Raw genomic sequence first — 25857 nt, forward strand, 5'->3', positions numbered from 1 at the left:
TTCAGGCCATAGTTTACTATGAAACGCGCCGCAGCCACGTTGCGGCCCCCCCGGGCGACGTCCCGCAAGGCCATTAAATCGATAAAACATGACAAAAAGCACCACCCTGGTCTGGTTCCGGCGCGATCTGCGCGCTTTCGACCATGCCGCCCTGCACCATGCCTTGCAGCGCAGCGCGCGCGTCCATTGCGTCTTCATTTACGACAAAACCATCCTGGACGGCCTGCCGCGCGCGGACCGGCGGGTGGAATTCATCCACGCCTGCGTGGCGGAGCTGGCGGCTGAGCTGCGCCAGATGGGCGGGCACCTGATAGCCCGGCACGCGGTGGCGGAGCAGGAGATTCCGCGCCTGGCGGCCGAGCTGGGGGTGGACGCGGTCTACGCCAGCCATGACTACGAGCCGGCAGCCATCGCGCGCGACGAGGCCGTGGCCAAGGCGCTGGCGGCGGATGCGCGGCCGTTCTTCACCTTCAAGGACCAGGTAGTGTTCGAAAAGCGCGAGGTGCTGTCGCAGTCCGGCACGCCGTTTTCGGTGTTCACGCCATACAAGAATGCGTGGCTGAAGAAGATGCTGGCCGAGCCGGAGTGCCTGGCCGCGCTGCCGGTCGAGCCGCTGGCGGCCCATTTCGCGCCGCCGCCCTCCTCCGCCGAGCTGGCCGCCCCGGCGCCTACGCTGGAGCAGCTGGGCTTTGAGCGCACCAACCTGGCGGAGCTGAAGATCCCTGCCGGGATGAGCGGCGGCGCGCAGCTGTTCGACGATTTCCTGTCCCGCGTGGCGGATTACGGCACGGCGCGCGACTATCCGGCGGTGAAGGGGCCGTCCTATTTGTCGCTGCATCTGCGCTTTGGCACGGTGTCGATACGGCACCTGGTGCGCACAGTGTCCGAGCTGTCCGCGCGCGGACTGGCGGGCGAAGGCGGCGCGGTGTGGCTGTCGGAGCTGATCTGGCGCGAGTTCTACATGATGATCCTGTATCACCATCCGCATGTGGTGGGGGCGTCGTTCAAGCCCGCCTACGACGCCATCGCGTGGGAGACCGGGCCGGAAGCGGACGAGTTGTTCGCGACCTGGTGCGAGGGCCGCACCGGCTATCCGCTGGTGGACGCGGCCATGCTGCAGCTGAACCGCACCGGCTATATGCACAACCGCCTGCGCATGGTGACGGCGTGCTTCCTGATCAAGGACCTGGGCATAGACTGGCGCCGGGGCGAGGCTTACTTTGCGCAGCATTTGAACGACTTTGATTTGTCGGCCAACAACGGCGGCTGGCAGTGGGCGTCGTCTTCCGGGTGCGATGCGCAGCCCTATTTCCGCATATTCAATCCGGTGACGCAGTCGGAGAAGTTTGACGGCGAGGGGAAATTCATCAAGCGCTATCTGCCGCAACTGGCTCAGCTCAGCCATAAGGAAATCCATGCGCCGTGGACCGTGCCGCGCATGCTGCTGGCGGACAAAGGCGTGCGGCTCGGCGATAACTATCCCGAGCCGCTGGTGATGCACGACGAGGCGCGCAAGCGCACGCTGGAGCGCTACGCAGTGGTGAAGGCGACATAGGCGGAGCATGGCGGGTTACGGCTTCGCCTAACCCGCCCTACGCCTGCCACGATTTCGGCATATCACGTGGCATGGCTGCCACGATTTTGTCATATCACATGGCATTGCTGCCACGATTTCGTCATATCACGTAGGGCGGGTTAGCCGCCAGGCGTAACCCGCCGCTGGTCCGCCAGCAGCCCCTCGATTGCCCCCAGCAGCACCGGCTCCTGGAAAGGCTTGCCGAAATAGGCGTTCACACCCAGCTGCATGGCGTAATTGCGGTGCTTGTCCGCACTGCGCGAGGTGATCATGATGATGGGGATGTCCCTGGTGCGCTCGTCCCCGCGCACATTGCGGGTCAGGTCGAAACCGTCCATGCGCGGCATTTCGATATCGACCAGCATCAGGTCCGGACGGCTTTCCTGCATCTGCTCCAGTGCGTCCTGGCCATCCTTGGCCAGCAGCACGCGGTAGCCTTCTCGCTCCAGCAGGCGTTGCGACACGCGGCGCACGGTGAGCGAATCGTCCACCACCATGATGGTGCTGCCCACTGCGGCCAGCGCCGCCGGCGCCGCTTCCCCGGCATCGCCCGCAGGCGCAACCAGGTCCGGACGGACCGCCAGATGCTGCGCCAGCGCCACCGGATTCAATATCAGCACGATCTCGCCCGAGCCCAGCACCGTGGCGCCGGAAATGCCCGGCATGCGCGCCAGCTGCTGGCCGATGTTTTTGATAACCACCTCGCGGTTGCCCACCACTTCATCCACCTGCAGCGCCACGCGCTCGTTGCCGCTGCGGAGCATAAGCACCGGCGCGGAACGCTGTGTGGGCGGCTGGCCGGCCAGGCCCAGCATCGTTGGCAGATAGTGCAGCGGCGATTCCTGCCCTTGCAGCGCCACGCAGCCTTTGCCGCGTGCGTCCTGCAGTGCGTTTTCCTTCATCTGCAGCACCTGCTCGACCAGCGTGGACGGCAGCGCGTAGGTGCGCCCGCCTGCGGCCAGCAGCACCACTTGCGTTACCGCCAGCGTCAGCGGCAGGTGGATGGTGAAGCGCGCGCCCTTGCCGTTTTCAGTGAAGGTGTCCACGCGGCCGCCGAGCGCCTGCGCTTCGGAGCGCACGATGTCCATGCCCACGCCGCGTCCGGCCAGTTCGGTCAGCGCGTCGGCCGTGGAGAAGCCGGGCTCGAAGATCAGGTCGGCCGTGTCGGCGTCGCTCAGGTCTTCGCCTTCGTGCAACAGGCCGATGCGGCGGGCCTTGTCACGGATGCGGTCCAGGTCCAGGCCGGCGCCGTCGTCGCTGAATTCCAGCACCACTTCGTTGCCTTGCTGGCTGACTTGCACCAGCAGTTCGCCGGTTTCGTCCTTGCCGGCGGCGCTGCGCTGGGCGCGGCTTTCCACCCCGTGCACAATGGCGTTGCGCAGCAGGTGTTCAAACGGGGCGGCCATGCGTTCAAGCACGCTGCGGTCGATTTCCACGGCGCCGCCACGGATGTCGAGGTTGACGCGCTTGTCCATTTCCTTGGCGCTCAGGCGCGCCACGCGGAACAGGCGCTCGGAGATGCTGGCGAAGGGCACCATGCGCACGCGCATCAGGTCGCGCTGCAGGTCGCGCGTCATGCGGGCTTGCTGGGCCAGGTCGGCGCTGGCGGTGTCCACGCTGCGGCTCAGGCTTTCGTGGAAGGAGGCCACGTCGTTGACGCTTTCGGCCATCATGCGGGTGAGCTCTTGCAGCCGCGTGAAACGGTCGAATTCGAGCGGGTCGAATTCGCGTTCGCTGGAGATGGCCATGCGGGAGGCGATCTGGGATTCGGCCTGCATTTCGATCTCGCGCAGCTGGCGGCGCAGGCGGGCCAGGTTGTCGGAGAAGTCGGTCAGCGAGGTGCGCAGGGTGCCCACTTCGTTCTCCAGGCGGGAACGGGAGATGGAGACTTCGCCGGCCTGGTTCACCAGGCGGTCCAGGATGTCGGCGCGCACGCGCACCAGCGGGGAGCGGGCGGCGGGGTCGGTTTCGTCGGCGGGCGCGTTGGCGGTTGCCGGGCGCGCAGCGGCGGCTGGCGGTGCGCTGCTTGCGCCTGCATCGGCGCCGGATGCTGGCGCGATGGATGGGGCGGCGTCGTTGGCGGCCGGGGCGGCGGTAGCCGGCGCGGCGGGCTGCTGGAGCTGTTCGAACAGCACCAGGGCGTGGTCGTAGTGGGCCAGCAGTTCCTCGAATGCCTGCGGCGAGGCGCTGTTGGCGTGGACCATGTTTTCGATGTGGGTTTCGATTTCATGGGCGTGCTGGCCGAGGCGCATGGCGCCGGCCATGCGGGCGCTGCCTTTCACTGTGTGCAGCACGCGCTGCAGCATGTGGGCGTGGCTGAAGTCGGACGGATTGCGCTGCCACGTGCGCAACGCCTGGCCGATTTGCGGCAACAGGTCGGCGCCCTCTTCCAGGAACACGGGCAGCAGGTCCGCGTCCAGTTCGTCCTGGTAGCTGCCGGGGACGGCGGCCGACAGTTCGGCTGGCGCGTCCGGCAAGGGAATCACGATGACGTCGGGCTCAGGCTCGTGCGCTGGCTCGGGCTCGGGTTCTGGCGCGGGCGAAGGGACCAGCGTGAGGACCGGTTCGGGCGTAGGCTCCGGGGCGGCGAAGGCGAGCAGCTCGGCGTGTGCTTCGGCGTCCGCTTCGGTGGGCGCGGTGATTTGCGACAGCGGGGCGGCAAAGGCGTCGTCGAAGGCGGAGTCGAACAGGTCGTCGAAGTCATCGCGGGCAGCGGGGGCGGACGGCTTCGGCGCGGCTGGCGCGGCCGAGGGAACGAGGCTGGCGAAGTCGGATTCGGGCGGCGGGCTTTCAAGCAGGCTGGCGTAGGTGGCGGCGAACAGCTCGTCCAGCTTGGCTTCCGGGCTTTCGTCGGGCACGGCGGACAGGGGGCTGGATTCCGGGACGGCAGCGGTATCGGCGGCGTGCGGCGCAAGGCCTGCGGTGGGCTCGCCGTCGGCCGAGAACAGCGTGTCCAGGCGGGCGTCGAGGCCGGGGCCGGCGCTGTGCACTTGGGACAATTCGTCGCGCAGCTTGTGCAGGGCGCTGATCAACTCGGGCTGCTCGGCCGCCACTTCGCCGAGGGCGAAGCTTTGCAGCATCTGGCGGATGCGCTCGACCGCGAAGTCGAGCAGGTCGTGCTGGGCGTGGTCGAGCTGGGGTGCGGGAGCTTGCAGGTCTTCCAGCGTCTGTTCGAGTTCGTAGGACAGGTCGCGCAGGGCTTTGAAGCCGACCGTGCCGGACGTGCCGGTCAGCGTGTGGGCCGCTTGCAGCGCTTCGGGGTTGACCGGGCGGCTTCCTTCGTGGCGCCATTCGCCGAAGTCGCGCACCAGCAGGCGCACCAGTTCGTCGGTTTCAGCCAGGTAGATGTTGTAGAGCGGCAGAGGTATCGTCAGCGCGCCGATGTGCTTGACGTTGTCCTCCTCCGGCGGAACCAGGGGGACGGCGGTGCTCGGGAATTCGATGACGTTGCCGTTGGCCTGCACGGGCTCGCGAGCCGGTTCGGCAGGCGCGGCGCTGGATGGCGCGGTGGCATCGGCGGCGACAGGCGCAGCGTCAGTGTCGGCAGCAGCAACGTCGACGTCGGCAGCTGCGGTGCCGATATCGGGGGCCGGAACGGACGATGCTTCATCGGAGGAGATGGGCGCGGCTGGCGCGGCGGCGGGCGGTTCGAAGGCAGCGCCTTCCTGCACGCGCGCAGCGGCGGCGGAGATGGCGTCCGCGCTGCGGGAGGACACGCCCTGCGCCACCAGCTCGGCCACCCACGCCGTCATTTCCTGCCCGGCGTATTCGAGCAATCCAAACAAGGCTTCCGTTGCGGGCCGCTCTTCGGCCAGCCACACGTTCATGGTGCGCTCGATGCTGGCGGCGGCTTCGGCGAACTGGTTCAAGCCAACCATGCGACCGCTGCCCTTGAGCGTGTGGAAGGAGCGCCGCAGCATAGCGGGGTTGTCACCACTGCCGGATTCGGAACGCGGCTTGGCCAGCGTGGCGCGCACGAACTCCAGCACTTCCTGCGCTTCGCTGATGAAGATCTCCAGCAGCTCCGCCTCGATGGCCGCGTCGCTCGCTTGCGGCGCCGGTCCGGGCGCAGGCGCAGGCGTGGGCGAGGTGGTCGGCGAAACCGTCTCTTGCAGTACAGGCACAGGCACCGTCCCTGCGGCGGCAAGCTTCTTGAACGGCACGGCGCGGAAAGCGCCCTGCCCTTCGTCAAACGCGAAGCGCTCGCGCGCGGCGGCCGGGTTCTGCGCCAGCATGTCGACAAAGAAGCCCAGCGCGCCGACATTCTGCGCCACCTCGTCCAGCAATTTCGATTCCTGCGAGGCGTCGCCCTGGCCGCTGGCCAGCTTGCGCACCTCGTCCTTCACGTGCAGCGCGGCGCGCATGGCGTCGTCCTGGTCCAGGATGGCCAACGCGCCTTGCAGCTGGTGCAGCACGCCGTCCAGCTCCTGCAAGGGGGCGCGCAGCGACGGATCGCCGTAGTAATCGTCCAGCACCTTCTCGACCTGGCGCAGGCCGGTTTTCATTTCCAGCGCCAGCGCGGTCACCGTGTCGTCCTGCTGCATCTGCTGCATTTGCTGGACGATGCCGCCTTGCCAGGGTGCGGGTTCGGGCGCTTCGCCGCCGGCCAGCAAGGCACGCAGGCGCTGGGCGATGGTGTCGGCGTGGGCCGAGAAGTCGTCCGGCAGGCGGCGGATGTGTTCCAGTCCGTGCTCGGCGAACAGCAGCGCGGTGGTCATTTCCATCGCCAGCGCTTCGCTGCGTCCGGCGGTGACGGCGGCGTTGGCCACGTCGGCCAGTTGCCGCATCAGCGTGGCCAGCGCGGACATGCCCAGCTTGTCGCTGGTGACGGCCACCGTCGCCAGCGCCCGCCCGAAGGCGTCATCCAGCGCCGGATCGATCACCGCTTCCGACAGATGCTGCCAGGCCGCCTTGGCCTCGGCCATGGCCTGGCGCGCGCGCGCCAGCACTTCCGTGTCGATCTGGCCGTAGCGGCGCGCCTCGTAGTCCCTGGGCACCGCGCCTTCCAGGCCAAACACGCTGGCCAGGTGCAGCACCAGCGGCGACACCTCTTCCGCGTGCGGGCCGGCCAGCGCGGTGGCGATGAAGAACAGCGCTTCGCGCAGCATGCCGTCGGGCAGCGCCGCGTTGCCTTGCGTGAGACGGCGCATCTGCAAATTGATCAAGCCGAAGAGCTGCTTTACATACAGGCCGCCTTCAAGATGGCCCGCCGCCACCAGCTCGGCGAAGGCCTGCTGCGCAAGCCAGAAAGTGCGCGCCTTGGCGTCCTGCTGCGCGTCCGCCACTTGCGCCACCGCGTCGCGCAGCGCCGCCGCGTGGGTTTGCTGGGCCGCCGCGTCCGTGCTTTTCAGGTAAGGCAGCAAGGCGCGCTCGAAGCGCTGGCGGCAGGCAGGATAGTCCGCCGCCGCCGCGTCCGCAGCGGCGGGCATGCGCGCGTTCAGCGACAGGTCCGGGAAGAACAGGTCGGCCGGGTGGATGCGCTCGGCGCCCAGCATTTCCTGCAAGGCGCGGTAATAGGGGAACAGCCGCACCGGCTGGAAAGGCGCGCCTTCCAGCAGCTCTTCCAGGTATTCGGTCAGCGCCTGGTAGAGATTGGCGACGGTCTGCGCGTTGTCCGGGCTGCACTTGAGCGCGCCGGACTTGAAGCGTTCCAGCGCCTGCTCGGCGCTGTGGGTCATGACTTCCACGCCGTCCACGTCCACCATCTGCAGCGCGCCGTGCGCCTGGTGCAAATGGCTGCGGGCGTGCTGCAGCGAGGTGGCCTGGTCTTCCGGCGCCCGTCCGCCCGCCTCGAACAAGGCGGTCCTGGAGCGGACCAGCGCCTCGCGGATTTCCACCATCACCCAGGACAAGGGGCCGGTGTCGAATTGCGCTGCGGTCGGAAAATCAGGATGGGTCATGCTGGGTCTTTCAAAGTAATCAGGATGCCGAGATGCGGAAGCGCGAAACCGAGTTTTTCAGTTCCTGCGCCAGCATGGACAGCTTGTGAATCGACTGCGCCGTTTGCTGCGTGCCGTCCTGCGCCTGCTCGGTCACGGACAGGATATGCTGGATATTCTGCGCCACTCCGCTGGCGGATGTCGCCTGCATGCCGGTGGCGTAGGAAATCCCCTGGATCAGCTCGGCCAGGCGGTTCGACACCTGGGAGATGTCCGACAGCGCCGCGCCGGCCGCGTCGGACAGGCGCGCGCCCTCCACCACGCCCTGGGTGGACTTCTCCATTGCCGCCACCGCGTCGTGGGTGTCGGTCTGGATGGTGCGCACCAGCGCGCCGATCTGCTTGGCCGCCTCGCCCGAGCGTTCGGCCAGGCGCTGCACCTCCTCGGCCACCACCGAGAAGCCGCGTCCCGCCTCGCCGGCCGACGCGGCCTGGATGGCGGCGTTCAGCGCCAGCACGTTGGTCTGTTCCGTAATGTCCGAAATCAGCTCGGTGATCTCGCCGATCTCCTGCGACGATTCGCCCAGGCGCTTGATGCGCTTGGAGGTTTCCTGGATCTGCTCGCGGATCTCGTGCATGCCCTTGATGGCGTTTTCCACCGCCGTCGAACCCTGGCGCGCCGCCGCCACGGACTGGCGCGCCACGTCGGCCGATTCGGAGGCGGACTTGGACACTTCGGTAATTTCGTTGGCCATCTTCACCACGGTGGCGCTGGCGTCCTGGATTTCGCGCGACTGCTGCTGCGACGCCAGCAGCAGGTCGCTGGAGATGTTCTGCGCGTGGCTGGAGGCGGAGGTCACCTGTTCGGCGGTGCTGGTGACGCGGCCCACCAGGCCGCGCAGCTCCTCCACCGTGTAGTTGACCGAGTCGGCGATGGCGCCGGTGATGTCCTCGGACACGGTGGCTTGCACCGTCAAGTCGCCGTCGGCCACTTCCTGCAGCTCGTTCATCAGGCGCAGAATGGCGGCCTGGTTCTGGTCGTTCATGGCCTTGGCTTCCTCCTCCTTGCGCTGCGCCTGCAGGCGCATGGCTTCCGCTTCCTGGCGGCGGCGGTCCGCGCCGCGGGTGCGGTTGTTGGAGTCCTGCAGCAGCACGCGGCCGATGGCGGCGGCGGCCATCAGCGTGAGCAGGCCGGCGGCCACCATCAGCCAGAAGCTGTAGTTGAGCGAGTCCTGCTGGTCGCGGTAGCCGGACAGCACGGCGGCCAGGCGCTGGCGCAGGGCCTCGTTTTCGCTGAAGATCTGCTGCTCGGCCACCTTGGCGGCGGTGAATTTATCGAGCTTGTCGAGCACGGAACCGACCAGCTGCTGGTAGGTTTCGAACGGGGTTTTCAGCTCGGTGAACAGGGTGCGCAGCTCCGCGTCGCGGGTGGCGGGCAGCGCCAGCGCTTCGCTGCCGTTGAGGAAGCCGTCCACGGTGTTGCGGAACACGGTGATGTCGCGCCCAAGCTGGAAGGCGGTTTCCGCGCTGATGCCGCCGGCGGTGATGAATTCACTCACGCTGCGGTTCATGCGCTGCGTGAGCATGGTGAGCTTGCCCAGGGCGGCCATCTCGCGCGCGGTGCCGCCGCGCAGCAGCTTGAGCGCGGCGATCGCTTCGGTCTGCTCCAGCAGGTCGGGCGACAGGCGGTCCAGCTGGCGCAGGGTTTTTTCCAGGCCGGTCAGCTCGGGCTGCAGGCGCAGGATGGTGTCCGCCGAACGCTCGGACGTGTCCCAGGTCTTGCGCGCGGCGGCCACCGCGCTGGCCATGGCGGCGCCGGGCGAACCGATGCTGCGGCCCTGGTAGTCGCCGCCGGCCTGCATCAGCTTGAAGTCCTGGTTCAGTTCCTTGCGGCTGTCGGCCAGCTGGCGGAAGGCCTCGGGATTGCCCTGCACCGCGTTGGGCGCGGCCTTGCCGACGCGCTGCGAGTGCATCAGCGCGTCCGCCGCGATCTGGGTCTGGGCCGAGGTGACGCTGCTGTTGCGGATGTTCAGGCCCACGGCGGCGGCGCTGAGCAGCAGGCAGGCGGCCAGCGCGGTGGACAGGATGCTGAGCTGGCGCTGCGCCGGCAAGTGGCCGATCAAGGGCAGCTTGACGCCAGGCCCGCTGTCGCTGGCGGCGCCGCTGCCACGGCGGCGCAAGGCGTCGCGCAGGCGCAGCGGCGCGCTGCTGTCGGCGCCCGGCTCCGGGACGGGGACGGTATCGGTAGGCGCCGGCGACAGCGCCGGTGCCGCGCTGCCATAGCTGGCAAATTCCGAATCAGGCGCCGCTTCCTGGAGAGCGTCCTGCTTGGAGCGTGCGAACAAATTCTTGATGAATCCCATTACACCGTCCCTTATTGGCAAAAATATTACAGACCGACTTGCAGGAACCTTTCTTCCCGCACCAGCAGGGCCAGGTCCAGGCGCGACCATAGCTGCCCCTCCTGGTCCAGGAACTGCTGCACGCACCAGGATGGCGCGTCGTCCGCCAGCGGCGCCGGCGTCATGTCGTCGAGTTTGCGCAGGCCGAGCACGCGCGCGCCCAGCAGCGCGCAGTTGAAGCCCAGGCCGGGCGCGAAAGTGATGATGCGGCTGTCCGCCGCCGGCGGCGTGGCCGCATAGTCCAGGTAGCGCGCGAAGTCGATCACGCCGGTGAGCTGGCCGCGGATATTGGCCAGGCCCAGATACCAGTCGCGCGCCAGCGGCACCGCGCTGGGCGCCTGCCAGGGCACGATTTCGCCGATCTGGGTCAGGTCCAGCAGGCAGCGGCTGGCGCCGAACAGCACGCCCAGCTCGCGCCCGGCGGCGCTGTTGCCGCTTTGCGCGTCATGCATGCGCTCGAGCAGCTGCGCCTGATAGCGGCGCAAACGGCTGCGCCGCTCGGCGCCGCTCGGCTCGGGCGCCGGGGTGGTGGGCAGTCCGGTCTCGGCGCCGCTCATCGCTTAGCCGCCAAGGGCGGCGATCTTGGCCAGCAGCTCGGCCGCGTCGACCGGCTTGACCAGGTAGTCCTTGGCGCCCTGGCGCAAGCCCCAGATGCGGTCGGTCTCCTGGTTCTTGCTGGAGCAGATAATCACCGGCACGTCCTGCAGTTCCGGGTCGCGCGCGATGGAGCGCGTGACCTGGAAGCCGTTCGCGCCGGGCATGACCACGTCCATCAGGATCAGCTGCGGCTTGTCGGCCTTGATCTTGACCAGGGCCTCCTCGCCGTTTTCGGCGGTGGAGACGGAAAAGCCGTTCTTGACCAGGATGTCGGTCAGGTAGTAGCGCTCGGTCGGCGAATCGTCGACGATCAGTATTCTTTGTATGGCCATAATGCCCTCGCTGTTCTTACGGTGCTCAGACCCCTGCCGCGCCTGCGGTATGCTCGCGCACGGCCGCCAGCAGGCTGTCTTTGGTAAATGGTTTGGTCAGGTAGGCGGCCGAGCCCACCATGGCGCCGCGCGCGCGGTCGAACAGGCCGTCCTTGGAGGACAGCATGAGCACCGGCGTGGCGTGGAATTTGGCGCTCTTCTTGATCAGGGCGCAGGTCTGGTAGCCGTCCAGGCGCGGCATCAGGATGTCGCAGAAGACCAGCGCCGGGTGGTGGTCGTTGATCTTGGCCAGCGCGTCGAAGCCGTCTTCGGCCAGCACCACCTGGTAGCCCGCCTGGCTCAGAAATATCTCGGCGGACCGGCGAATGGTGCTGCTATCGTCGATCACCATAATTTTCAAACCGGTCGCTTGCGGCGTATTCGTCATATTTATTCACCGAGATATACCGACAAGATAGCTTAAATCGCCACCATTTCAAAATCGTCCTTGCGCGCGCCGCATTCCGGGCAGGTCCAGTTGATCGGCACGTCGGCCCAGCGGGTGCCGGGAGCGATGCCTTCTTCCGGCAAACCGGCTTCCTCGTCGTAGATCCAGCCGCAGATCAGGCACATCCAGGTCTGGTATGCCTGCGTTGTATCATTGCTACTCACGTTGTGTCACCTTCTATCAAGTAAAATGCCGAATCAGGTATCTTAATCTACCCGCCGTGCAAAACCAAACTTCTCCCCTTATCCTGACCTTTGGCGCCGTCGACCCGGTGGGCGCCGCCGGCGTCACCGCCGATCTGGCCGTGTTCTCCGCCCTGGGCTGCCACGGCCTGGCCGTCACCACCGCGTTGCTGATCGGCGACAGCGCCCGCATCGAAGACCTGCAGGAGACCGATCCGGACTGGGTGTCCGACCAGGCCCGCGTGCTGCTGGAGGACGCGCAGGTGTCGTCCTTCAAGATAGGCGCGCTGCAAAACATGGAGCACGCGTCGGCGATTGCCGAAATCGTGTCCGACTATCCGGACGCGCCGCTGGTGCTCGATCCTTTCAGTTCGCGCCTGCCCGAGGCGGGCGAGGACGCCGACGAGCTGCTCACCATCGTGCGCCAGCTGCTGGTGCCGCAGGCGTCGGTGCTGATGCTGTCGCAGGTGGAGCTGGGGCGCCTGGCCGAAACCTGGCGCGAAGGGGATGGCGCCGAGTCCACCGTCGAGGAGGACGTGCGCTACCTGATCGACCTGGGCTGCGAGTTTGTGCTGGTGACCGGCACCCCGGCCGGCAACGGCCACGGCGACGCGGTGCGCGCCAACACGCTGTACGGCGCCGACGGCATGGTGCGGCACGACGCCTGGCAGCACCTGCCCGGCCCCTTCCTCGGTGCGGGCGGCACGCTGTCGGCCGCCATCGCCGCCTACCTGGCGCTCGGCGCGGACACGCCGACCGCCGTGGCGCTGGCGCAGGACTACACCCAGGGCGCGCTGGCCCATGCCCAGCGCTACGGCATGGGCAAGCTGGTGCCGAACCGCAACTTTCAACTTAAATAGCTAAGAGACATCATGACTGAATCGAAGAACGATACGCTGTTCGCGCGCGCCCAGAAAACCACGCCCGGCGGCGTCAACTCGCCGGTGCGCGCGTTCCGCTCGGTGGGCGGCACGCCCCGTTTCATCACCCGCGCCGAAGGCCCGTATTTCTGGGACGCGGACGGCAAGCGTTATATAGATTACATCGGCTCCTGGGGCCCGGCGATTGTCGGCCACGCGCATCCGGACGTGGTGAAGGCGGTGCAGGAAGCGGCCACGCGCGGCCTGTCCTTCGGCGCGCCGACCGAGGCGGAAATCGACATGGCGGAGGAAATCTGCCGCCTGGTGCCATCGATCGAACAGGTGCGCCTGGTGTCTTCCGGCACCGAAGCGACCATGAGCGCCCTGCGCCTGGCGCGCGGCGCCACCGGCCGCGACAAGATTATCAAGTTCGAAGGCTGCTATCACGGCCACGCCGATTCCTTATTGGTAAAAGCCGGCAGCGGCTTGCTGACTTTCGGCAATCCGACCTCGGCGGGCGTGCCGGAAGATTTCGTCAAGCATACGCTGGTGCTGGACTATAACAATGTGGAACAGATTACCGAGGCCTTCGCCAATTTCGGTTCTGAAATCGCCTGCGTTATTGTGGAGCCGGTGGCGGGCAATATGAACCTGATTAAAGGCACGCCGGCATTCCTGCAAGCCTTGCGCGATCTGTGCACCAAGCACGGCGCGATCCTGATTTTCGATGAAGTCATGTGCGGTTTCCGCGTCGGCCTGGGCGGTGCGCAGGAATTGTATGGCATTAAACCCGATCTGACTGCGCTGGGCAAAGTTATTGGCGGCGGCTTGCCGGTGGCGGCATTTGGCGGCAACGCTGAATTGATGAGTAAAATGGCGCCGCTGGGCGCGGTTTATCAGGCCGGCACATTATCCGGCAATCCGGTGGCGGTGGCTGCGGGCATGACCACGCTGAAGATTATTCAACAGCCGGGTTTCTACGATAAATTGGCTGCATCGGCAAAACGCCTGGCTTCGGGATTAACTGAGTCGGCCAAGGAAGCCGGCGTGACTTTCTGCGCGGATGCCGAAGGAGGCATGTTCGGCTTGTATTTCAGCGAAGTACCGCCGAATAATTACGCTGAAATGATGGCGGGCGACCGCGCCAAGTTTAATACCTTCTTCCACGCCATGCTGGACGAAGGCGTTTATTTCGCACCGGCGGCGTTTGAAGCGGGCTTTGTATCCGCCCAGCACGACGATGCGGTTATCGACGAGACCATCGCAGCGGCCCGCAAGGTATTCGCGGCGCTGAAGTAAGCCGTCACCGAAAACAGCCGCCGCAACGCCCCTCAGGGGCTGCGGCGGCTTTTTATCGCCCATAGCAAGCCAGTTTCTGGCTTGATCGCGCCAGAATCAAGCAAGATTGCCGGATCGCCCCCACCGGCAGGCACGCGCAAGTGGCGGGCTAGAAGATGGCGATTGGCTGGCAATTTTTATTGGCCGCCACATCATTCACGAGCAAAATAAAATCATATTCCATACCCTGGAGGATTACCGCCATGTATCTCTTGCACTGGGCGCAGTGGCGGAATTGGGATTGGGATTTTTCTCATTTATAAGTTATCCGGCTTCCTGCGTGTTTCACGCAATGCGAATGAGGCTTTGAAGAAATCCATCGAAGGATTGGGGTAAAACACTTATTCGGCGCTTGCGCTATTTGAAGCCCGCGTCTGACATTACGCGCTATTCATGCATTAGCCGTCCTGTTTGAATTGCCGTTGACGCATATGCATCTGCATCTGCATCTGCATCTGCATCTGCATTTTATCTTCCAGCCTACAGCAGCCATTGTGGCGAGTGCTTTGAGCGCCCGGGCTTTGCTGTATATGGTAGCCGATTACCGTTCAACTTTATATCGCCCGCCATCGATGGGAAATACCGTGCTATTTATTCAGTGCGGCTCTCTGGCCGCCGATGTTGTCATTCCTTATTCGATGATGGAATCGGTAGATGAGGCATCTGGCCCCGTGCGGCGTTGCACCGGCGTGCGCCGCCACACTCAGTTTGGTGCGGCGAATGTGCTGATCGGGGTAAAACCGGGCAGCCAGTTGCCGGACCTGTTCGGCCGTCCGCAGACCGTGGAACACGGTCTATCTGAGCCTGGATCAGCCCGCGGAATTTATCAGGAATCTGCGCGAAAAGCTTTTCGTGACTGTTGGATAGAATTCAACAGTGTTAGAAAAGGCATACTACTGCAATGAAACTTATTGCAGAAAAACGTTCGAGTAACGACAAGTACGACGTGCTCCGTTTCGTGCGCAACAACGGCAGCGCGACCGACACGCTGATGCCGCGCCAGGGTATCCTGCCGCACGATTTGATCCATTACGTGGTGGAATCCGCCCTGCCCTTGCGCCACGGTTTCCTGAGCCAGGTGGCGCTGGGCGCGGACGCGCAATTCGTGATGCAGACCGTGCACGACGCCAGCAACCCGGCGGTGCACCAGCAGGCGGCGCAAGTGGAAGCCATTGTGGAAGGCTTGCAGACCCAGCTCTGGTCGGGCAGTTTTGACTTGGACACCTTCCTGGAAGCCGCCAACAGCGCCTGCGCCGCGCGCGGTCACCCGCCGTTCGACCTGGCCGGCGTCGACGTGCATGCCTGCCTGTACCAGCGCGCTCAGGCGCTGCACGCCCAATGGCAGGAAATCCCCTTCCACCGCTCACTATCGCTCGATTTCAGCCCGCGCATGGTGTAAGCCGAACGGATTTCCTTGAGCGCCGCGATGAATCAAGCGACTTTGATTCCGATCAAAAGCCGACGCAAAGCTGCAATTGACGCTGGTATTTGCAAGTACTATCTTTACTAATGCCACCTCAGTAAAGAGGCCATCCATGCCGACACTCAGCTCAAAGCGCCAAATAACGTTGCCTAAGGTTCTTTGTGACCGCTTGAATCTCAAACCGGGGGACTGCTTTTCCATTTGCGAGCACAAAGGCGAGATCACCCTCATGAAGATGATTGATGGCAGTGGCTGGGGCGTCTTGCGGCACCTCAATGCGAAGGATGTCTGCTCTGACGAAGAATCACTGCTGGATGCGCTAGAAAACCCGCAAGTATAAGCCCGGCATGATCGCGCTTGATACCAACGTATTGCTGCGATACCTGCTTCACGACGATCCATTGCAAACCATTCAAACGAGCCGGCTGTTTGAAGACAATGATTGCATCCTGATCACAGACATCGTGCTTGCTGAAGCTGTGTGGACGCTGCGCGGCAAGCGCTACAACGCTCAGAAAGCTGAAATTGTGACGGCCATCAATGCCCTGCTTCACAATCCAAAACTCGAATTTGAAAGCCGCGAATCCGTTTGGTCCGCGCTATTGGACTATGCGAACGCACCACCTGTCATTACGCGATCAGGCGTACGCCATATTGATTTTCAGGATGCCCTGATCATTCAAAAAGCTCAAGTCGTTATGGCAGCCTGGTCCGAGCCTTACGAGGCAACTTATACATTCGACCTTGCAGCGCAGTCACTGGAAGGGACGAAGGCGCCGTGATGGCGCCTTCGGGCAAAGTTATTTCAGCCAGCCGCGGTGGCGGAAGTAGAGGAAGGGGGCGATGGCGCTGGTGATCATCAGGCCCCAGGCCCAGGGATAGCCCAGCGCCCATTTCAATTCGGGGATATTGTCGAAGTTCATGCCGTAGACGCTGGCGATCAGGGTCGGGGGCAGGAAAGCTACGCTGGCAACCGAGAAGATCTTGATGATCTTATTCTGGTTAATGTTAATGAAGCCGACCGTGGCGTCCATCAGGAAGTTGATTTTGTCGAACAGGAAGGACGTGTGGCCGTCCAGCGATTCGATGTCGCGCAGAATCTGGCGCGCTTCTTCGAATTGCTCGGAATTGAGCAGGCGGCCGCGCATCAGGAAACTCACCGCGCGGCGCGTGTCCATCATGTTGCGGCGGATGCGGCCGTTCAAGTCTTCCTCGTGGGCAATGGCGCTCAGCGCGTCGGCTGCGTCCCTATCGGTGAATTCTTCCTGCAGCACGCGGCCGGATACTTCTTCCAGGTTCTGGTAGATGCCTTCCAGCGCGTCCGCCGAATATTCGGCGTCGGTGGCGTACAGGTCCAGCAGCACGTCCATGTAGTCGGCGATGGAGCCGGGGCGCGAGCGGGCGCGCATGCGCACCAGGCGGAACACCGGCAGGTCGTCCGTATGGACCGAAAACAGCATTTTCTTGGCCAGGATGAAGGCCACGGTGACGATGCGCGAAGGGCCGTCGTCTTCTTCCAGCAGGAAGTCGGTGCGCAGGTGCAGGTCGCCGTTTTCCGCTTCGTAATAGCGGGCCGAGGCTTCAATGTCCTTGACTTCGTCTTCGCCCGGCAGCGTTACGCCGTAAATGGCTTTGACCCAGGCACGCTCGTCGTCGTTCGGGTCGGTCAGGTCGACCCAGACGGGTTCGAGCTTTTCCAGGTCTTCACGGGATTCGATGGGAACCTGGTTGAGACGGCCATTTTGCAGAACGAAGACATTAATCATAGGCACTCTCAGCCAGCGGTGGGTCCAGGCGCTCACAAGCGCAGAAAACGAAACAGCGCAAGTGTACTCGCAAGGCCTTTTTTAGGCCACCTTTGCTTGCTGTTTTTTGCCCTAGCGGGCGGCCTTTTCTATCATTTTCACGCGTAAATCCTGCGGTGCAGCATCGGCCGGGTCCGGCTTGGGCGCGCGGGGGGCTTCCATGCCCTTTGTTTCATGCACGACAACGTTTTTCGTGGTGCGGTTGGCGGCACTGCATTCGGTGTCGGAGAACACGGTTTTGCCGTCGATCACGCAGCGGCGCAGCTGGTTGCCGGGTGCGGAAGACGGCACGGCGCCCGCCGCCGGGGCTGCGGCCGGGCTTTTGCCGGCCAGCCTGGCCAGGCCTTCGGCGAACAGGTTGCGCTCGTAGCGCATGGAGAAAATCGCCGCCATCGCCAGGGCGGCCACGCCCGCCATCAACACCGCCACCAAGATCAAACTGATACCGCGCTGACGATGCCGCATGCCGCCTCCCGGGCTAAATAATGCTTTATGGTAACTCAGGGGAGTTCAGCCGCCCCCATGCGCTTCAAAATAACGCCGGTGCGGCGCGCCAGGTAGTTGGAATCGCGGTGGCTGTCATAGAAACGGGGATTGGGCAGCATGACGGCCAGCTTGGCGGCTTGGGCCGCGCCCAGCCTGGACGCGCTGATGCCGTAGTAGTGCTTGGCCGCCGCCTCGGCGCCGAAGATGCCTTTGCCGAACTCCACCACGTTCAGGTAGATCTCGAAAATGCGCTCCTTGTCCATCAGCGCTTCCAGCATATACGTAATGATAAGCTCCTGGCCCTTGCGCAGATAGCTGCGCGAGCCGGACAGGAAGAGATTCTTCGCCAGCTGCTGGGTAATGGTGGAGCCGCCGGACACCACCTTTTTCTTCTTGTTGTTCTTCTCGTAGGCTTTTTGCAGCGCCTCCCAGTCCACGCCCTCATGTTCCGAGAAATTGGCGTCTTCGGACGCGATAATCGCCCTTTTCAGGTTCCCCGAGATGCGCGCGTAAGGCACCCACTGCTGCTGGATATTGGCCTTGGGATTGACCTCCTGCAAGGCCTCGCGCTGGGCGCGCATAAACGACGTGGTGGTGGGGTTATGGCCCACCCACCACCAGATCTGCACCAGGAAATACAGCTGCACCAGGACGAACAGCAGCACCGGGGCGATGAAGATCCACTTCACCCACCACCATTTGCCGCGCGCAGCACCCGCTTTGCGCGCTTTTGTCATAGTTTTGAACGCAGTTGGGCCAGCAGCTCCGTGGTTTGCGGACGCACGCCGCGCCAGGCCATAAAGGCCTCGGCCGCCTGCTCCACCAGCATACCCAGGCCATCGCGCACGATCGCGCCGTGATCTGCAGCGAACTGCATGAAAACCGTCGGCTCTTTGCCGTACATCATATCCAGCGCCAGGGTGCCGGGACCGAACACCTCGGCCGGCACCGGCGGCAGGTCCGACTGCAGGCTGGCCGAGGTGGCGTTGATGACAATGTCATACTGGCCGCGCGGCGCCTCGTAGCCGCAGGCGGACAAGGCCGCGCCGCCGGACAGGGCGGCAAACTGCGCCACCAGCGCCTCGGCGGTGGCGACGGTGCGGTTGGCGATGGTGAGCTGGGACGGGTGGTGCTCCAGCAGCGGCAGCACGGCGCCGCGCGCGGCGCCGCCGGCTCCCAGCAGCAGCACGCGCTTGCCGGTGATGGGCACGCCGGCGTTGCCGACGATGTCGTTCACCAGGCCCGCGCCGTCGGTGTTGTCGCCTATGGTGCCGTCGTCGGTGAACAGCAGGGTGTTGACGGCGCCGGCCGCCTGCGCGCGCATGGTGAGCGCGCCGCACAGCTTGTGGGCTTCCAGCTTGAAGGGCACGGTGACGTTGGCGCCCTTGCCGCCTTCGGCCACGAAGGCGCGCACGGCGGCCGGGAAGCCGTCCAGCGGCGCCAGCCGCTTTTCATAGCTCAGCTGCTGGCCGGTCTGCAGCGCGTAGGCGGCGTGGATGTCGGGCGATTTGCTATGGCCGATGGGGTTGCCGAAGACGCAGTACTTGTCCATTTTTTAATTTGTTCCACTCAAGTTGGATTCCAGTTTTTCTTCCCGGGTGAATTTAAAACGGGTGATGATGACCCACAGGTCGTCGCGCTCGCTGGACAGCATATTCGGCGGGAACTTGCCGAAGGGCGCGGCGCGGCGCACGATGCGCAGCGCGGCCTCGTCCAGCGCGTCGTTGCCGGAGCTTTTCTCCACGCGCACGCCCCCCTCCTTCTCGTAGATGGTGCCGTCCTGGAAGATGGGGATGTAGACCACCAGCTCGCCGTACAGCTTGCGGCCGTTCTTCTGCGGGAAGTTCAGCGTGCCCACCTCCTCCACCTTGCGCTGCAGGCGCTGGTAGTACATGGCGTAGCCCACTTCGCGCGTGCTGGGGGTGATGAAGGTTTTCTTGGGCCGCTTGTTCTGGTCGTCGATGGTCTGGGTGATCTCGGCGGCCATGCGGGCGATGGCCTTGCTGCTTTCCAGCAGGTCGGCGCCGGTGGGCATGGGGTCGGGCTTGGCTTTTTCCGTGACCGGGGCGGCCGTGAGCGGATTGGGCTTGACGGCCTGGGTCAGCAGCTTGCGCTGGGTTTCCTCCAGCTCGGCGATGCGGCGCTTGGTGGCTTTGACGCTTTCGCCGGTTTCGTTCTTGCGCATGTCCGGCAGCGGCGACTTGGCGCGGCCGGCGTCGGCCTTGCCGCCGCCGTCGAGGTTGGCCTGCGCCAGGGCGTCGGCCTTCAGCGGCGCCTTGTCGTGCTTGGCGTTCACCAGGATGACTTCCAGGCCGGGGTCGGCCGGCTCGATCTTGAAGCTTTTCGGCGCCACGAAGGTCACGGCCAGCAATAGGCCATGCGCCAGCAGGGAGAAGCCAGTTGCGAAATACAGGAAGCGGTTTTCTTGGAAAGACTTCACGCAGGAACCATCGGCAACATCTAAGGATTGCACATTCTACGACATGCGGCGGCGCATTGGCGGGTTACGCGGGCTGCGCCCGCTAACCCGCCCTACGCTTGCGGCGGCGAACGTTGCAACGCGGGCGGCCCGGCGGCTTACGCGCCCTGCTCCGGCGCCGGCTCGGTGACGGCGGTTTCGCTGGCGAGGTCGGCCACTTCGGCCTGCTCGTCGGCGGGAGCTGCCGCGTCGGCCAGCGCTTGCTCGTGCTCGGCCGGCGTCTCTTCCTCTTCCTCGTAGTCCAGCTCGGCGTCCGCCGCGGCCGGGGCCGTCACGATTTCGAGCAGGCGCGCTTCCACGCTCAGGTCCACTTCATCCCAGCGCAGGATGTCGAGCTTGACCTGGGCGCCGCGCGCGGCGGGCGGCATGCCGGCCAGGCGGATGATGAGGGGAATGTCGGACAGGCGCAACACTTCGTCCTTGAGCACCACCGCTTCCACCTGGCGCTGCTCCTGCTGGCCCAGCCAGCGCAGGCACCAGTAGCGCTCCATATTGCTCTGGTGGTCGTTGTAGGCCGAGTAGGCCGCGTCGAACTGGGACACGATGGCAAACAGGTTGGCGTCCTTGTGCTTGAACGGCGCCACGAAGGGCGCAGCCACGCCCTTCTCGGCCACGGCCAGGATCTGCCACTGATTCACCAGGTCGGTGTAGCGGCGCAGCGGCGAGGTGCTCCAAGCGTACTGGTCCACGCCCAGGCCCTGGTGCGGCGCGGCGTGCGTGAGCATGCGCACCTGCATCTTGGCGGCCCAGCCGCCCACGCCCTGGCCCTGGCTGCGGTAGATGCCGGGCACGCCGTGGTCGTGCATCAGCTTGCCCCAGGTGCTGTTGGCGAAGATCATCAGCTCGGCGACGATCTTGTCCAGCGGCGCGCCGCGCTTGCGGCGGGTGACCGTCACCACGTCGTCTTCAACGTAGAAGTTGTAGTCCACGCGGTTGTTCTGCTCGGGCTTCAGGCCGAAGCCTTCGCGCTTGAGCATGCGCGCCGCTTCGAGCTGCAGCGCCCATTTCCACAGCAGGCCCAACTCGGCCTTGCGCGGATACTCGCCCTCGCCGCTGGCCAGGGTTTCTTCGTTGACCAGCTCGTCCAGCGTGTTGTGGCGCAGGTTGTTGGCGATGGGCACCAGCTCGGCGCGCGTTTCGGTGCTGACCACGCTCCAGTCGGCCGGGTCCAGCGTGGCGTACAGCGACAGCGCCGGGCAGGTCTTGCCTTCGGCCAGGGTGTAGGCTTCCACGATGCTGTCCGGCAGCATGGTGATTTTGTCGCCCGGCATGTAGACGGTGGACATGCGCGCGCGCGCCATCTTGTCGACCGCGTCGTCCGGACGGATGCCCAGGCCGGGCGCGGCGATGTGGATGCCGACCTTGACCTTGCCGTCTTCCAGGTGGGTAACGGAGAAGGCGTCGTCGATCTCGGTGGTGGTGACGTCGTCGATGGAGAACGCTTCCACGGCGGCCAGCGGCAGCTTGGCCGGCACGGCCGGCACCGGCACGTCCGGGAAGCCCGCGCCCTTGGGGAAGTTCTCGAACAGGAACTTGGACATGTGCAAGTCCTTCGGCGAGGCGATGCCGCCCGCCGCCAGCATCAGGCGCTGCGGGCTTTGGTGCGTTTCATTGCAGGCCGCTTCCAGCGCCTTGTATTCGATGGTGTTCTTGTCCGGCTTGAACAGCAGCTGCTGCACGATGGACTTCATGCTCTCGGGCAGCTGCCCGGCTTTCAGTTCTTCCACGTAGTGGGCCTGGATCACGGCCTGCTGCTTTTTCTTTTCGATGCCGGCCAGCGCGGCGCGCAGCGACTGCTCGGGCGCCTTCTTGTAGCGGCCGCGGCCCTTCTTGTAGAAATAGATGGGCGCGTTGTGCAGGCCCAGGATCAGGCCGGCCGCTTCGTGCGGCAGCGGCGCGTGGCCGAAGTATTCGGCGCCCAGCTCGGCAAAGCCGAACTCGTCCTCGCCCGCCACTTCCCACAGGAACTCCAGGTCCAGTTCGGCGGCCACCGCCTTGGCCTGCTCCAGCAGTTCGGCCGGGGCCGGCTTTTCGTACTGCAGCAGCACGTCCTTGGCCTTGACCTTGTTGCGCTTGCCGCTGGCCATTTCAATCTGGTAAGCCTCGCCCGCGTGGGACATGACGGAGCCGACTTTGAAATCGCCGGATTCTTCGAAAAATACGTTCATTATTATGTTCTGTTCTCTAAAGTCGAATTGGCCCTTGCCGGCGCCAGGCTCAGCACCTCGGGCAGGAAGACCTCGGTGACCAGCAGCAATCCATTATGGCGCTGGTACAAGCAGCGCCGTGCATACAATATCTGTTCGCCCTGCAGCCCCGCCGCGGCGCGCGCGCGGCGGGCCAGCGGATGGCAGGGGCGCAGGCGCGCGAATTCCAGCTCGCCGCGCCGCACTTGCGGGTCGCCGAACAGCGTGGAGCCGAGCGAGCGTTCGCCCAGCGCGCTGAACAGCGGCCAGTCGCTGGCGTCGGCCGTGGTCGGCACCACGGTGTGGCCAAACACCACCGGCGTATTATCACACCGCAGCAGCACCTCGCGTTCCACCACCCGGCTGGGGCGGTGCAGGCCGATGGCGGCGGCCTCGTCGGCCAGGCACAGCGCGGGATGCTGGTGCAGCTTCTGCACGCGGAAGGCGCGGCTGTGCGCTTTCAGTTTATTCGTCAGCGAGCCGCCGCCGGTGAGCCAGTGGCGCATGGCCTCCGGCGCGTTGACGGCGATGACGTGGCTGTGCCAGTTCGCAAGACGCAGCGAACGGCCCTTCACAGGGAACCGCCGGTTCCGGGACGCGCATCGCAAAATTCCAGCACGCTCTCTATATAGTCGGCAAATTCGCTGATGCCGTGGTCGCTGCCCTGTATCACGTGCTGGCGCGCGCCTTGATAGTGCGCCACCATGTCGCGGTAGTCCAGCACTTCGTCGCCGGTGGCGGCGATCAGGTAGTAGCGCTCGGGCCGCGTGATGCGCGCCACGTCGAGCGCGCGCAGCTCGTCTATATATTCCGCCTTGAATTCAAACGGCTCGTCGGAGTGGAACTGCGTGGTCACGCCGACGTGCTTCTGCAAGTCCTGGCGCGGCACAATGGCCGGGTTGAGCAGCACCGCGCGGCAGCCCAGGCGTTCGGCCAGCCAGGTGGCGTAGTAGCCGCCCAGCGAGGAGCCGACCACGGTAAGCTCGTCGGCCAGCTGCTGGGCGGGCACGCCGTCCAGCAGGGACAGCGCCAGCTCCATGGCCAGCCTGGGCGAGGCGGGCAGCTGCGGGCAGAGGTATTCCGCGCTGCGGCCCAGCGCGGCCATGCGCTCGCCCATCAGCCGCGCTTTCATCGACTGCGGCGAGGAGCGGAATCCGTGCAGGTACAAAATCATCGGGCCAGCGCCTCCAGCAGCTTCTGGTGCACGCCGCCGAAGCCGCCGTTGCTCATGACGACGATATGGTCGCCCGGCTGCGCCTGCGCAACAATGGCCTCCACCATGACGGCGATGTCGTCGTAGGCGCTGGCGATGGCGCCCATGGGCGCGAGCGCCGCGCCCAGGCTCCAGCCCAGCGCTTTTTCGCTGCCGAAGCCGAATACCTGGTCGGCCTCGGCCAGGCTGCCGGGCAAGGCGTCCTTCATGGCGCCCAGCTTCATGGTGTTGGAGCGCGGCTCCAGCACGGCGAGGATGCGTCCGGCCTTGGCGCCGTCGTGGCGCAGCTTCTGGCGCAGGCCGCCCACGGTGGTGGCGATGGCGGTCGGATGGTGGGCGAAGTCGTCGTAGACGGTGACGCCCTTGACCACGCCGCGCACTTCCATGCGGCGCTTGACGCTGACGAAGCGCGCCAGCGACTCGGCCGCCTGCGCGATCGGCACGCCGACGTGGCGCGCGGCGGCGATGGCCGCCAGCGCGTTGGAGCGGTTGTGCTTGCCGGTCAGCTCCCATTGCACCTTGCCCGCCGTCTCGCCGTTGAAGACGACGTCGAAACTGCCGTCTTCGTATTCCTTCAGCGTCCAATTGGCGCCGTCCGCGCCGCCGAAGCTTTCCTTCTCGCTCCAGCAGCCGCGCTTGAGCACGCGCTCGAGCGCAGCCTCGTCGGCGTTGGCGATAACGCGGCCGATGCCGGGCACGGTGCGCACCAGGTGGTGGAATTGGGTTTCGATGGCGCCCAGATCGGGGAAGATGTCGGCGTGATCGTATTCCAGGTTGTTCAGCACGGCCGTCTTGGCGTGGTAGTGCACGAACTTGCTGCGCTTGTCGAAGAAGGCGGTGTCGTATTCGTCCGCTTCGATGACGAAGAAGTCGGAATCGACGCCTTTGCCCGACAGTCGCGCCGAGATGCCGAAGTTCATCGGCACGCCGCCGATCAGGAAGCCGGGCGCGTAGCCGGCGTCTTCCAGTATCCAGGCCAGCATGGCCGAGGTGGTGGTCTTGCCGTGCGTGCCGGCCACGGCCAGCACCCACTTGTTGCGCAGGATGTGTTCGCCCATCCACTGCGGGCCGGACACATAAGGCAGGCTGCGGTTCAGGATTTCTTCCACCAGCGGATTGCCGCGCGAAACGACGTTGCCTATTACATACAGGTCCGGGTTGAGCGCCACCTGTTCCGGGCCGAAGCCCTGTATCAGTTCGATGCCCTGGGCTTCGAGCTGGGTGCTCATCGGCGGGTAGACGTTGGCGTCGCAGCCGGTGACGCGGTGGCCCGCCTCCTTGGCCAGCACGGCCAGGCCGCCCATAAAGGTGCCGCAAATACCGAGTATATGAATATGCATGTTGAGAGTGCTTGGGGAACACGAACAGTCTGTCAGGACGGTGATTTTACCTGACGCGTGGCCTCTTCCGGTTCAGAGTATGATCTCGGACATGACGCCTCCCCCAAACGATGACATTCAGCTATTGCGCGCGCAGATCGCGGCGGCCGCCGCGCGCCTGATCGCGGCCGACGGCGCCGACTACGGCACGGCCAAGCGCAAGGCGGCGCGCCAGGTGCTGGGCGAACAGGCCAGCGCCAACACCGGCGTGCTGCCGGACAACCACCAGATCGAGGACGAGGTGCGGCTGTACCACGCGCTGTTCAACGCGGACACCCAGCCGGCCCGCCTGTTCCGCCTGCGCACGGTAGCGCTGCAGGTGATGGAAGCGCTGGAGCAGTACAATCCCTTCCTGACCGGCGCCGTGCTGAACGGCACCGCCGGGCCGCACGATGACATCCATTTGCAGCTGTTTGCCGACAGCGCCAAGGAAGTGGAGATCTTCTTATTAAATAAGAACGTCAATATCGACTTGTCGGAAACGCCGCACTTCAAGGGGCCGCGCTACGAGCCGGTGGAAACGGTCAGCTTCCTGTGGCACAAGGAAGGCGTGCACGCGGCGCTGTATGAACTGGACGATATGCGCGGCGCGCTGAAGGCCCGCAGCGACGGCAAACCGTTGCGCGCCGACATCGCCGGCGTGCGCGCGCTATTAATAATGAGTACTCACCAAGAAACATAATGTCGAAAAAGAACTATCTCGTATATGCCGCGATCGCTATCGCCTGCGGCGGCGCCGGCGTGTGGGCCAGCCTGCACAACAAGCAGCCTGCCGCCGTGGCTGCGGCGCCGGGCGCGCCGCTGGCGGCCCCGGTGGCGGCGCTGTTCCAGCAGAAGCTGAAGGACGGCAAGGGCGTGGAGCAGGCGCTGGCGCAATGGCAGGGCAAGCCGCTGGTGGTCAACTTCTGGGCCACCTGGTGCGGTCCCTGCGTGGAAGAGATGCCGGAACTGTCCGCGCTGCAGGGCGAGCAGGCCGGCAAGGGCCTGCAAATCATCGGCATCGGCATCGATAGCCCCTCAAACATCGCCGAATTCGCGGAAAAACACAAAATCGCCTATCCTGTGTACGTGGGCGGCATGAGCGGCACGGATTTGTCGCGCCAGCTGGGCAACGCCCATGGCGGCCTGCCGTTTACCGTGCTGATAGGCGCCAACGGCCAGGTGAAAAAGACCTATCTGGGCCGCCTGAAGTTCGATGAGCTGCGTGCAGATCTTGCAAGTATGTAAGAAAATC

Annotated in this window: 24 protein-coding genes; 9 read left to right on the top strand and 15 right to left on the bottom strand. The window is 65.0% G+C overall.

Going from position 1 to position 25857, the window contains the following annotated elements:
• Positions 1-88: 88 nt before the first annotated feature.
• Positions 89-1555, top strand: a complete 1467-nt coding sequence (locus tag KT882_RS27565; protein ID WP_228893820.1) for a cryptochrome/photolyase family protein — start codon at positions 89-91, stop codon at positions 1553-1555.
• Positions 1556-1695: 140 nt separating this feature from the next.
• Here KT882_RS27565 and KT882_RS27570 read toward each other — a convergent pair whose 3' ends face one another.
• The 6 genes from KT882_RS27570 to KT882_RS27595 are packed head-to-tail and all read right to left on the bottom strand — an operon-like array spanning position 1696 to position 11397.
• Positions 1696-7476, bottom strand: a complete 5781-nt coding sequence (locus KT882_RS27570; RefSeq protein ID WP_228893821.1) for a hybrid sensor histidine kinase/response regulator — start codon at positions 7474-7476, stop codon at positions 1696-1698.
• Between the two features lie 19 nt (positions 7477-7495).
• Entirely contained in the window at positions 7496-9817 is a 2322-nt protein-coding gene (locus tag KT882_RS27575; RefSeq protein ID WP_161073838.1) for a methyl-accepting chemotaxis protein, read from the bottom strand.
• Positions 9818-9843: 26 nt separating this feature from the next.
• Positions 9844-10413, bottom strand: coding sequence for a chemotaxis protein CheW (locus tag KT882_RS27580; protein ID WP_161073839.1), 570 nt, complete (start codon positions 10411-10413; stop codon positions 9844-9846).
• 3 nt (positions 10414-10416) lie between these two features.
• Positions 10417-10785 carry a response regulator transcription factor gene (locus tag KT882_RS27585; protein WP_161073840.1) on the bottom strand — a complete coding sequence of 123 codons (369 nt, stop codon included), beginning with the start codon at positions 10783-10785 and terminating at the stop codon, positions 10417-10419.
• A gap of 25 nt (positions 10786-10810) precedes the next feature.
• Positions 10811-11212 (bottom strand): response regulator, encoded by a 402-nt coding sequence (locus KT882_RS27590; RefSeq protein ID WP_161073841.1) that lies wholly within the window; start codon positions 11210-11212, stop codon positions 10811-10813.
• A 32-nt stretch (positions 11213-11244) separates the two neighbouring features.
• Complete coding sequence (locus tag KT882_RS27595; RefSeq protein ID WP_057153170.1) at positions 11245-11397, bottom strand: rubredoxin; 153 nt, start codon at positions 11395-11397, stop codon at positions 11245-11247.
• A 95-nt stretch (positions 11398-11492) separates the two neighbouring features.
• Here KT882_RS27595 and thiD point away from each other — a divergent pair, with 95 nt between their 5' ends.
• The 6 genes from thiD (at position 11493) to KT882_RS27625 (ending at position 15857) form a co-directional block, all read left to right on the top strand.
• Entirely contained in the window at positions 11493-12314 is an 822-nt protein-coding gene (gene thiD / locus KT882_RS27600) for a bifunctional hydroxymethylpyrimidine kinase/phosphomethylpyrimidine kinase (protein WP_161073842.1), read from the top strand.
• A gap of 12 nt (positions 12315-12326) precedes the next feature.
• Entirely contained in the window at positions 12327-13613 is a 1287-nt protein-coding gene (gene hemL / locus KT882_RS27605) for a glutamate-1-semialdehyde 2,1-aminomutase (RefSeq protein WP_228893822.1), read from the top strand.
• 470 nt (positions 13614-14083) lie between these two features.
• Positions 14084-14557 carry a hypothetical protein gene (locus KT882_RS27610; RefSeq protein WP_228893823.1) on the top strand — a complete coding sequence of 158 codons (474 nt, stop codon included), beginning with the start codon at positions 14084-14086 and terminating at the stop codon, positions 14555-14557.
• Positions 14554-15051 (top strand): hypothetical protein, encoded by a 498-nt coding sequence (locus KT882_RS27615; protein WP_161073845.1) that lies wholly within the window; start codon positions 14554-14556, stop codon positions 15049-15051. The genes KT882_RS27610 and KT882_RS27615 overlap by 4 nt, the downstream gene beginning before the upstream one ends.
• 136 nt (positions 15052-15187) lie before the next feature.
• Positions 15188-15415 carry an AbrB/MazE/SpoVT family DNA-binding domain-containing protein gene (locus KT882_RS27620; RefSeq protein ID WP_228893824.1) on the top strand — a complete coding sequence of 76 codons (228 nt, stop codon included), beginning with the start codon at positions 15188-15190 and terminating at the stop codon, positions 15413-15415.
• A gap of 7 nt (positions 15416-15422) precedes the next feature.
• Positions 15423-15857: a PIN domain-containing protein gene (locus KT882_RS27625; protein ID WP_228893825.1), complete on the top strand. Its 435-nt coding sequence runs from the start codon at positions 15423-15425 to the stop codon at positions 15855-15857.
• A gap of 18 nt (positions 15858-15875) precedes the next feature.
• Here KT882_RS27625 and corA read toward each other — a convergent pair whose 3' ends face one another.
• From corA to mpl, 9 genes are all read right to left on the bottom strand, one after another.
• The gene (corA, locus tag KT882_RS27630) at positions 15876-16841 is read right to left on the bottom strand and encodes a magnesium/cobalt transporter CorA (RefSeq protein WP_161073848.1); all 966 of its coding nucleotides are present in this window, start codon (positions 16839-16841) and stop codon (positions 15876-15878) included.
• A gap of 111 nt (positions 16842-16952) precedes the next feature.
• Complete coding sequence (locus KT882_RS27635) at positions 16953-17345, bottom strand: DUF4124 domain-containing protein (protein ID WP_228893826.1); 393 nt, start codon at positions 17343-17345, stop codon at positions 16953-16955.
• Positions 17346-17380: 35 nt separating this feature from the next.
• Positions 17381-18103, bottom strand: a complete 723-nt coding sequence (mtgA, locus tag KT882_RS27640; RefSeq protein WP_228893827.1) for a monofunctional biosynthetic peptidoglycan transglycosylase — start codon at positions 18101-18103, stop codon at positions 17381-17383.
• Positions 18100-18918 (bottom strand): shikimate dehydrogenase, encoded by an 819-nt coding sequence (gene aroE / locus KT882_RS27645; RefSeq protein WP_228893828.1) that lies wholly within the window; start codon positions 18916-18918, stop codon positions 18100-18102. The genes mtgA and aroE overlap by 4 nt, the downstream gene beginning before the upstream one ends.
• A gap of 3 nt (positions 18919-18921) precedes the next feature.
• Positions 18922-19806: a TonB family protein gene (locus KT882_RS27650; protein WP_161073852.1), complete on the bottom strand. Its 885-nt coding sequence runs from the start codon at positions 19804-19806 to the stop codon at positions 18922-18924.
• 137 nt (positions 19807-19943) lie between these two features.
• Positions 19944-22013: a ribonuclease catalytic domain-containing protein gene (locus KT882_RS27655; RefSeq protein ID WP_228893829.1), complete on the bottom strand. Its 2070-nt coding sequence runs from the start codon at positions 22011-22013 to the stop codon at positions 19944-19946.
• 2 nt (positions 22014-22015) lie between these two features.
• Positions 22016-22606, bottom strand: a complete 591-nt coding sequence (locus KT882_RS27660) for a chorismate--pyruvate lyase family protein (protein ID WP_228893830.1) — start codon at positions 22604-22606, stop codon at positions 22016-22018.
• Entirely contained in the window at positions 22603-23205 is a 603-nt protein-coding gene (locus tag KT882_RS27665; RefSeq protein WP_161073854.1) for a YqiA/YcfP family alpha/beta fold hydrolase, read from the bottom strand. The genes KT882_RS27660 and KT882_RS27665 overlap by 4 nt, the downstream gene beginning before the upstream one ends.
• Positions 23202-24584 (bottom strand): UDP-N-acetylmuramate:L-alanyl-gamma-D-glutamyl-meso-diaminopimelate ligase, encoded by a 1383-nt coding sequence (gene mpl / locus KT882_RS27670; protein WP_267478627.1) that lies wholly within the window; start codon positions 24582-24584, stop codon positions 23202-23204. The genes KT882_RS27665 and mpl overlap by 4 nt, the downstream gene beginning before the upstream one ends.
• 91 nt (positions 24585-24675) lie before the next feature.
• On the opposite strand from mpl, the gene KT882_RS27675 reads away from it, so the two are divergent.
• Both KT882_RS27675 and KT882_RS27680 read left to right on the top strand, forming a co-directional pair.
• Positions 24676-25305 carry a hypothetical protein gene (locus tag KT882_RS27675; RefSeq protein ID WP_161073856.1) on the top strand — a complete coding sequence of 210 codons (630 nt, stop codon included), beginning with the start codon at positions 24676-24678 and terminating at the stop codon, positions 25303-25305.
• On the top strand, positions 25305-25850 hold the full coding sequence (locus KT882_RS27680) for a TlpA family protein disulfide reductase (RefSeq protein WP_161073857.1): 546 nt from the start codon (positions 25305-25307) through the stop codon (positions 25848-25850). Before KT882_RS27675 ends, KT882_RS27680 begins: the two co-directional genes overlap by 1 nt.
• The last annotated feature ends 7 nt before the right edge of the window (positions 25851-25857 follow it).

It is taken from the genome of Pseudoduganella aquatica (assembly GCF_020865585.1).
GTDB lineage: Bacteria > Pseudomonadota > Gammaproteobacteria > Burkholderiales > Burkholderiaceae_D > Rugamonas > Rugamonas aquatica_A.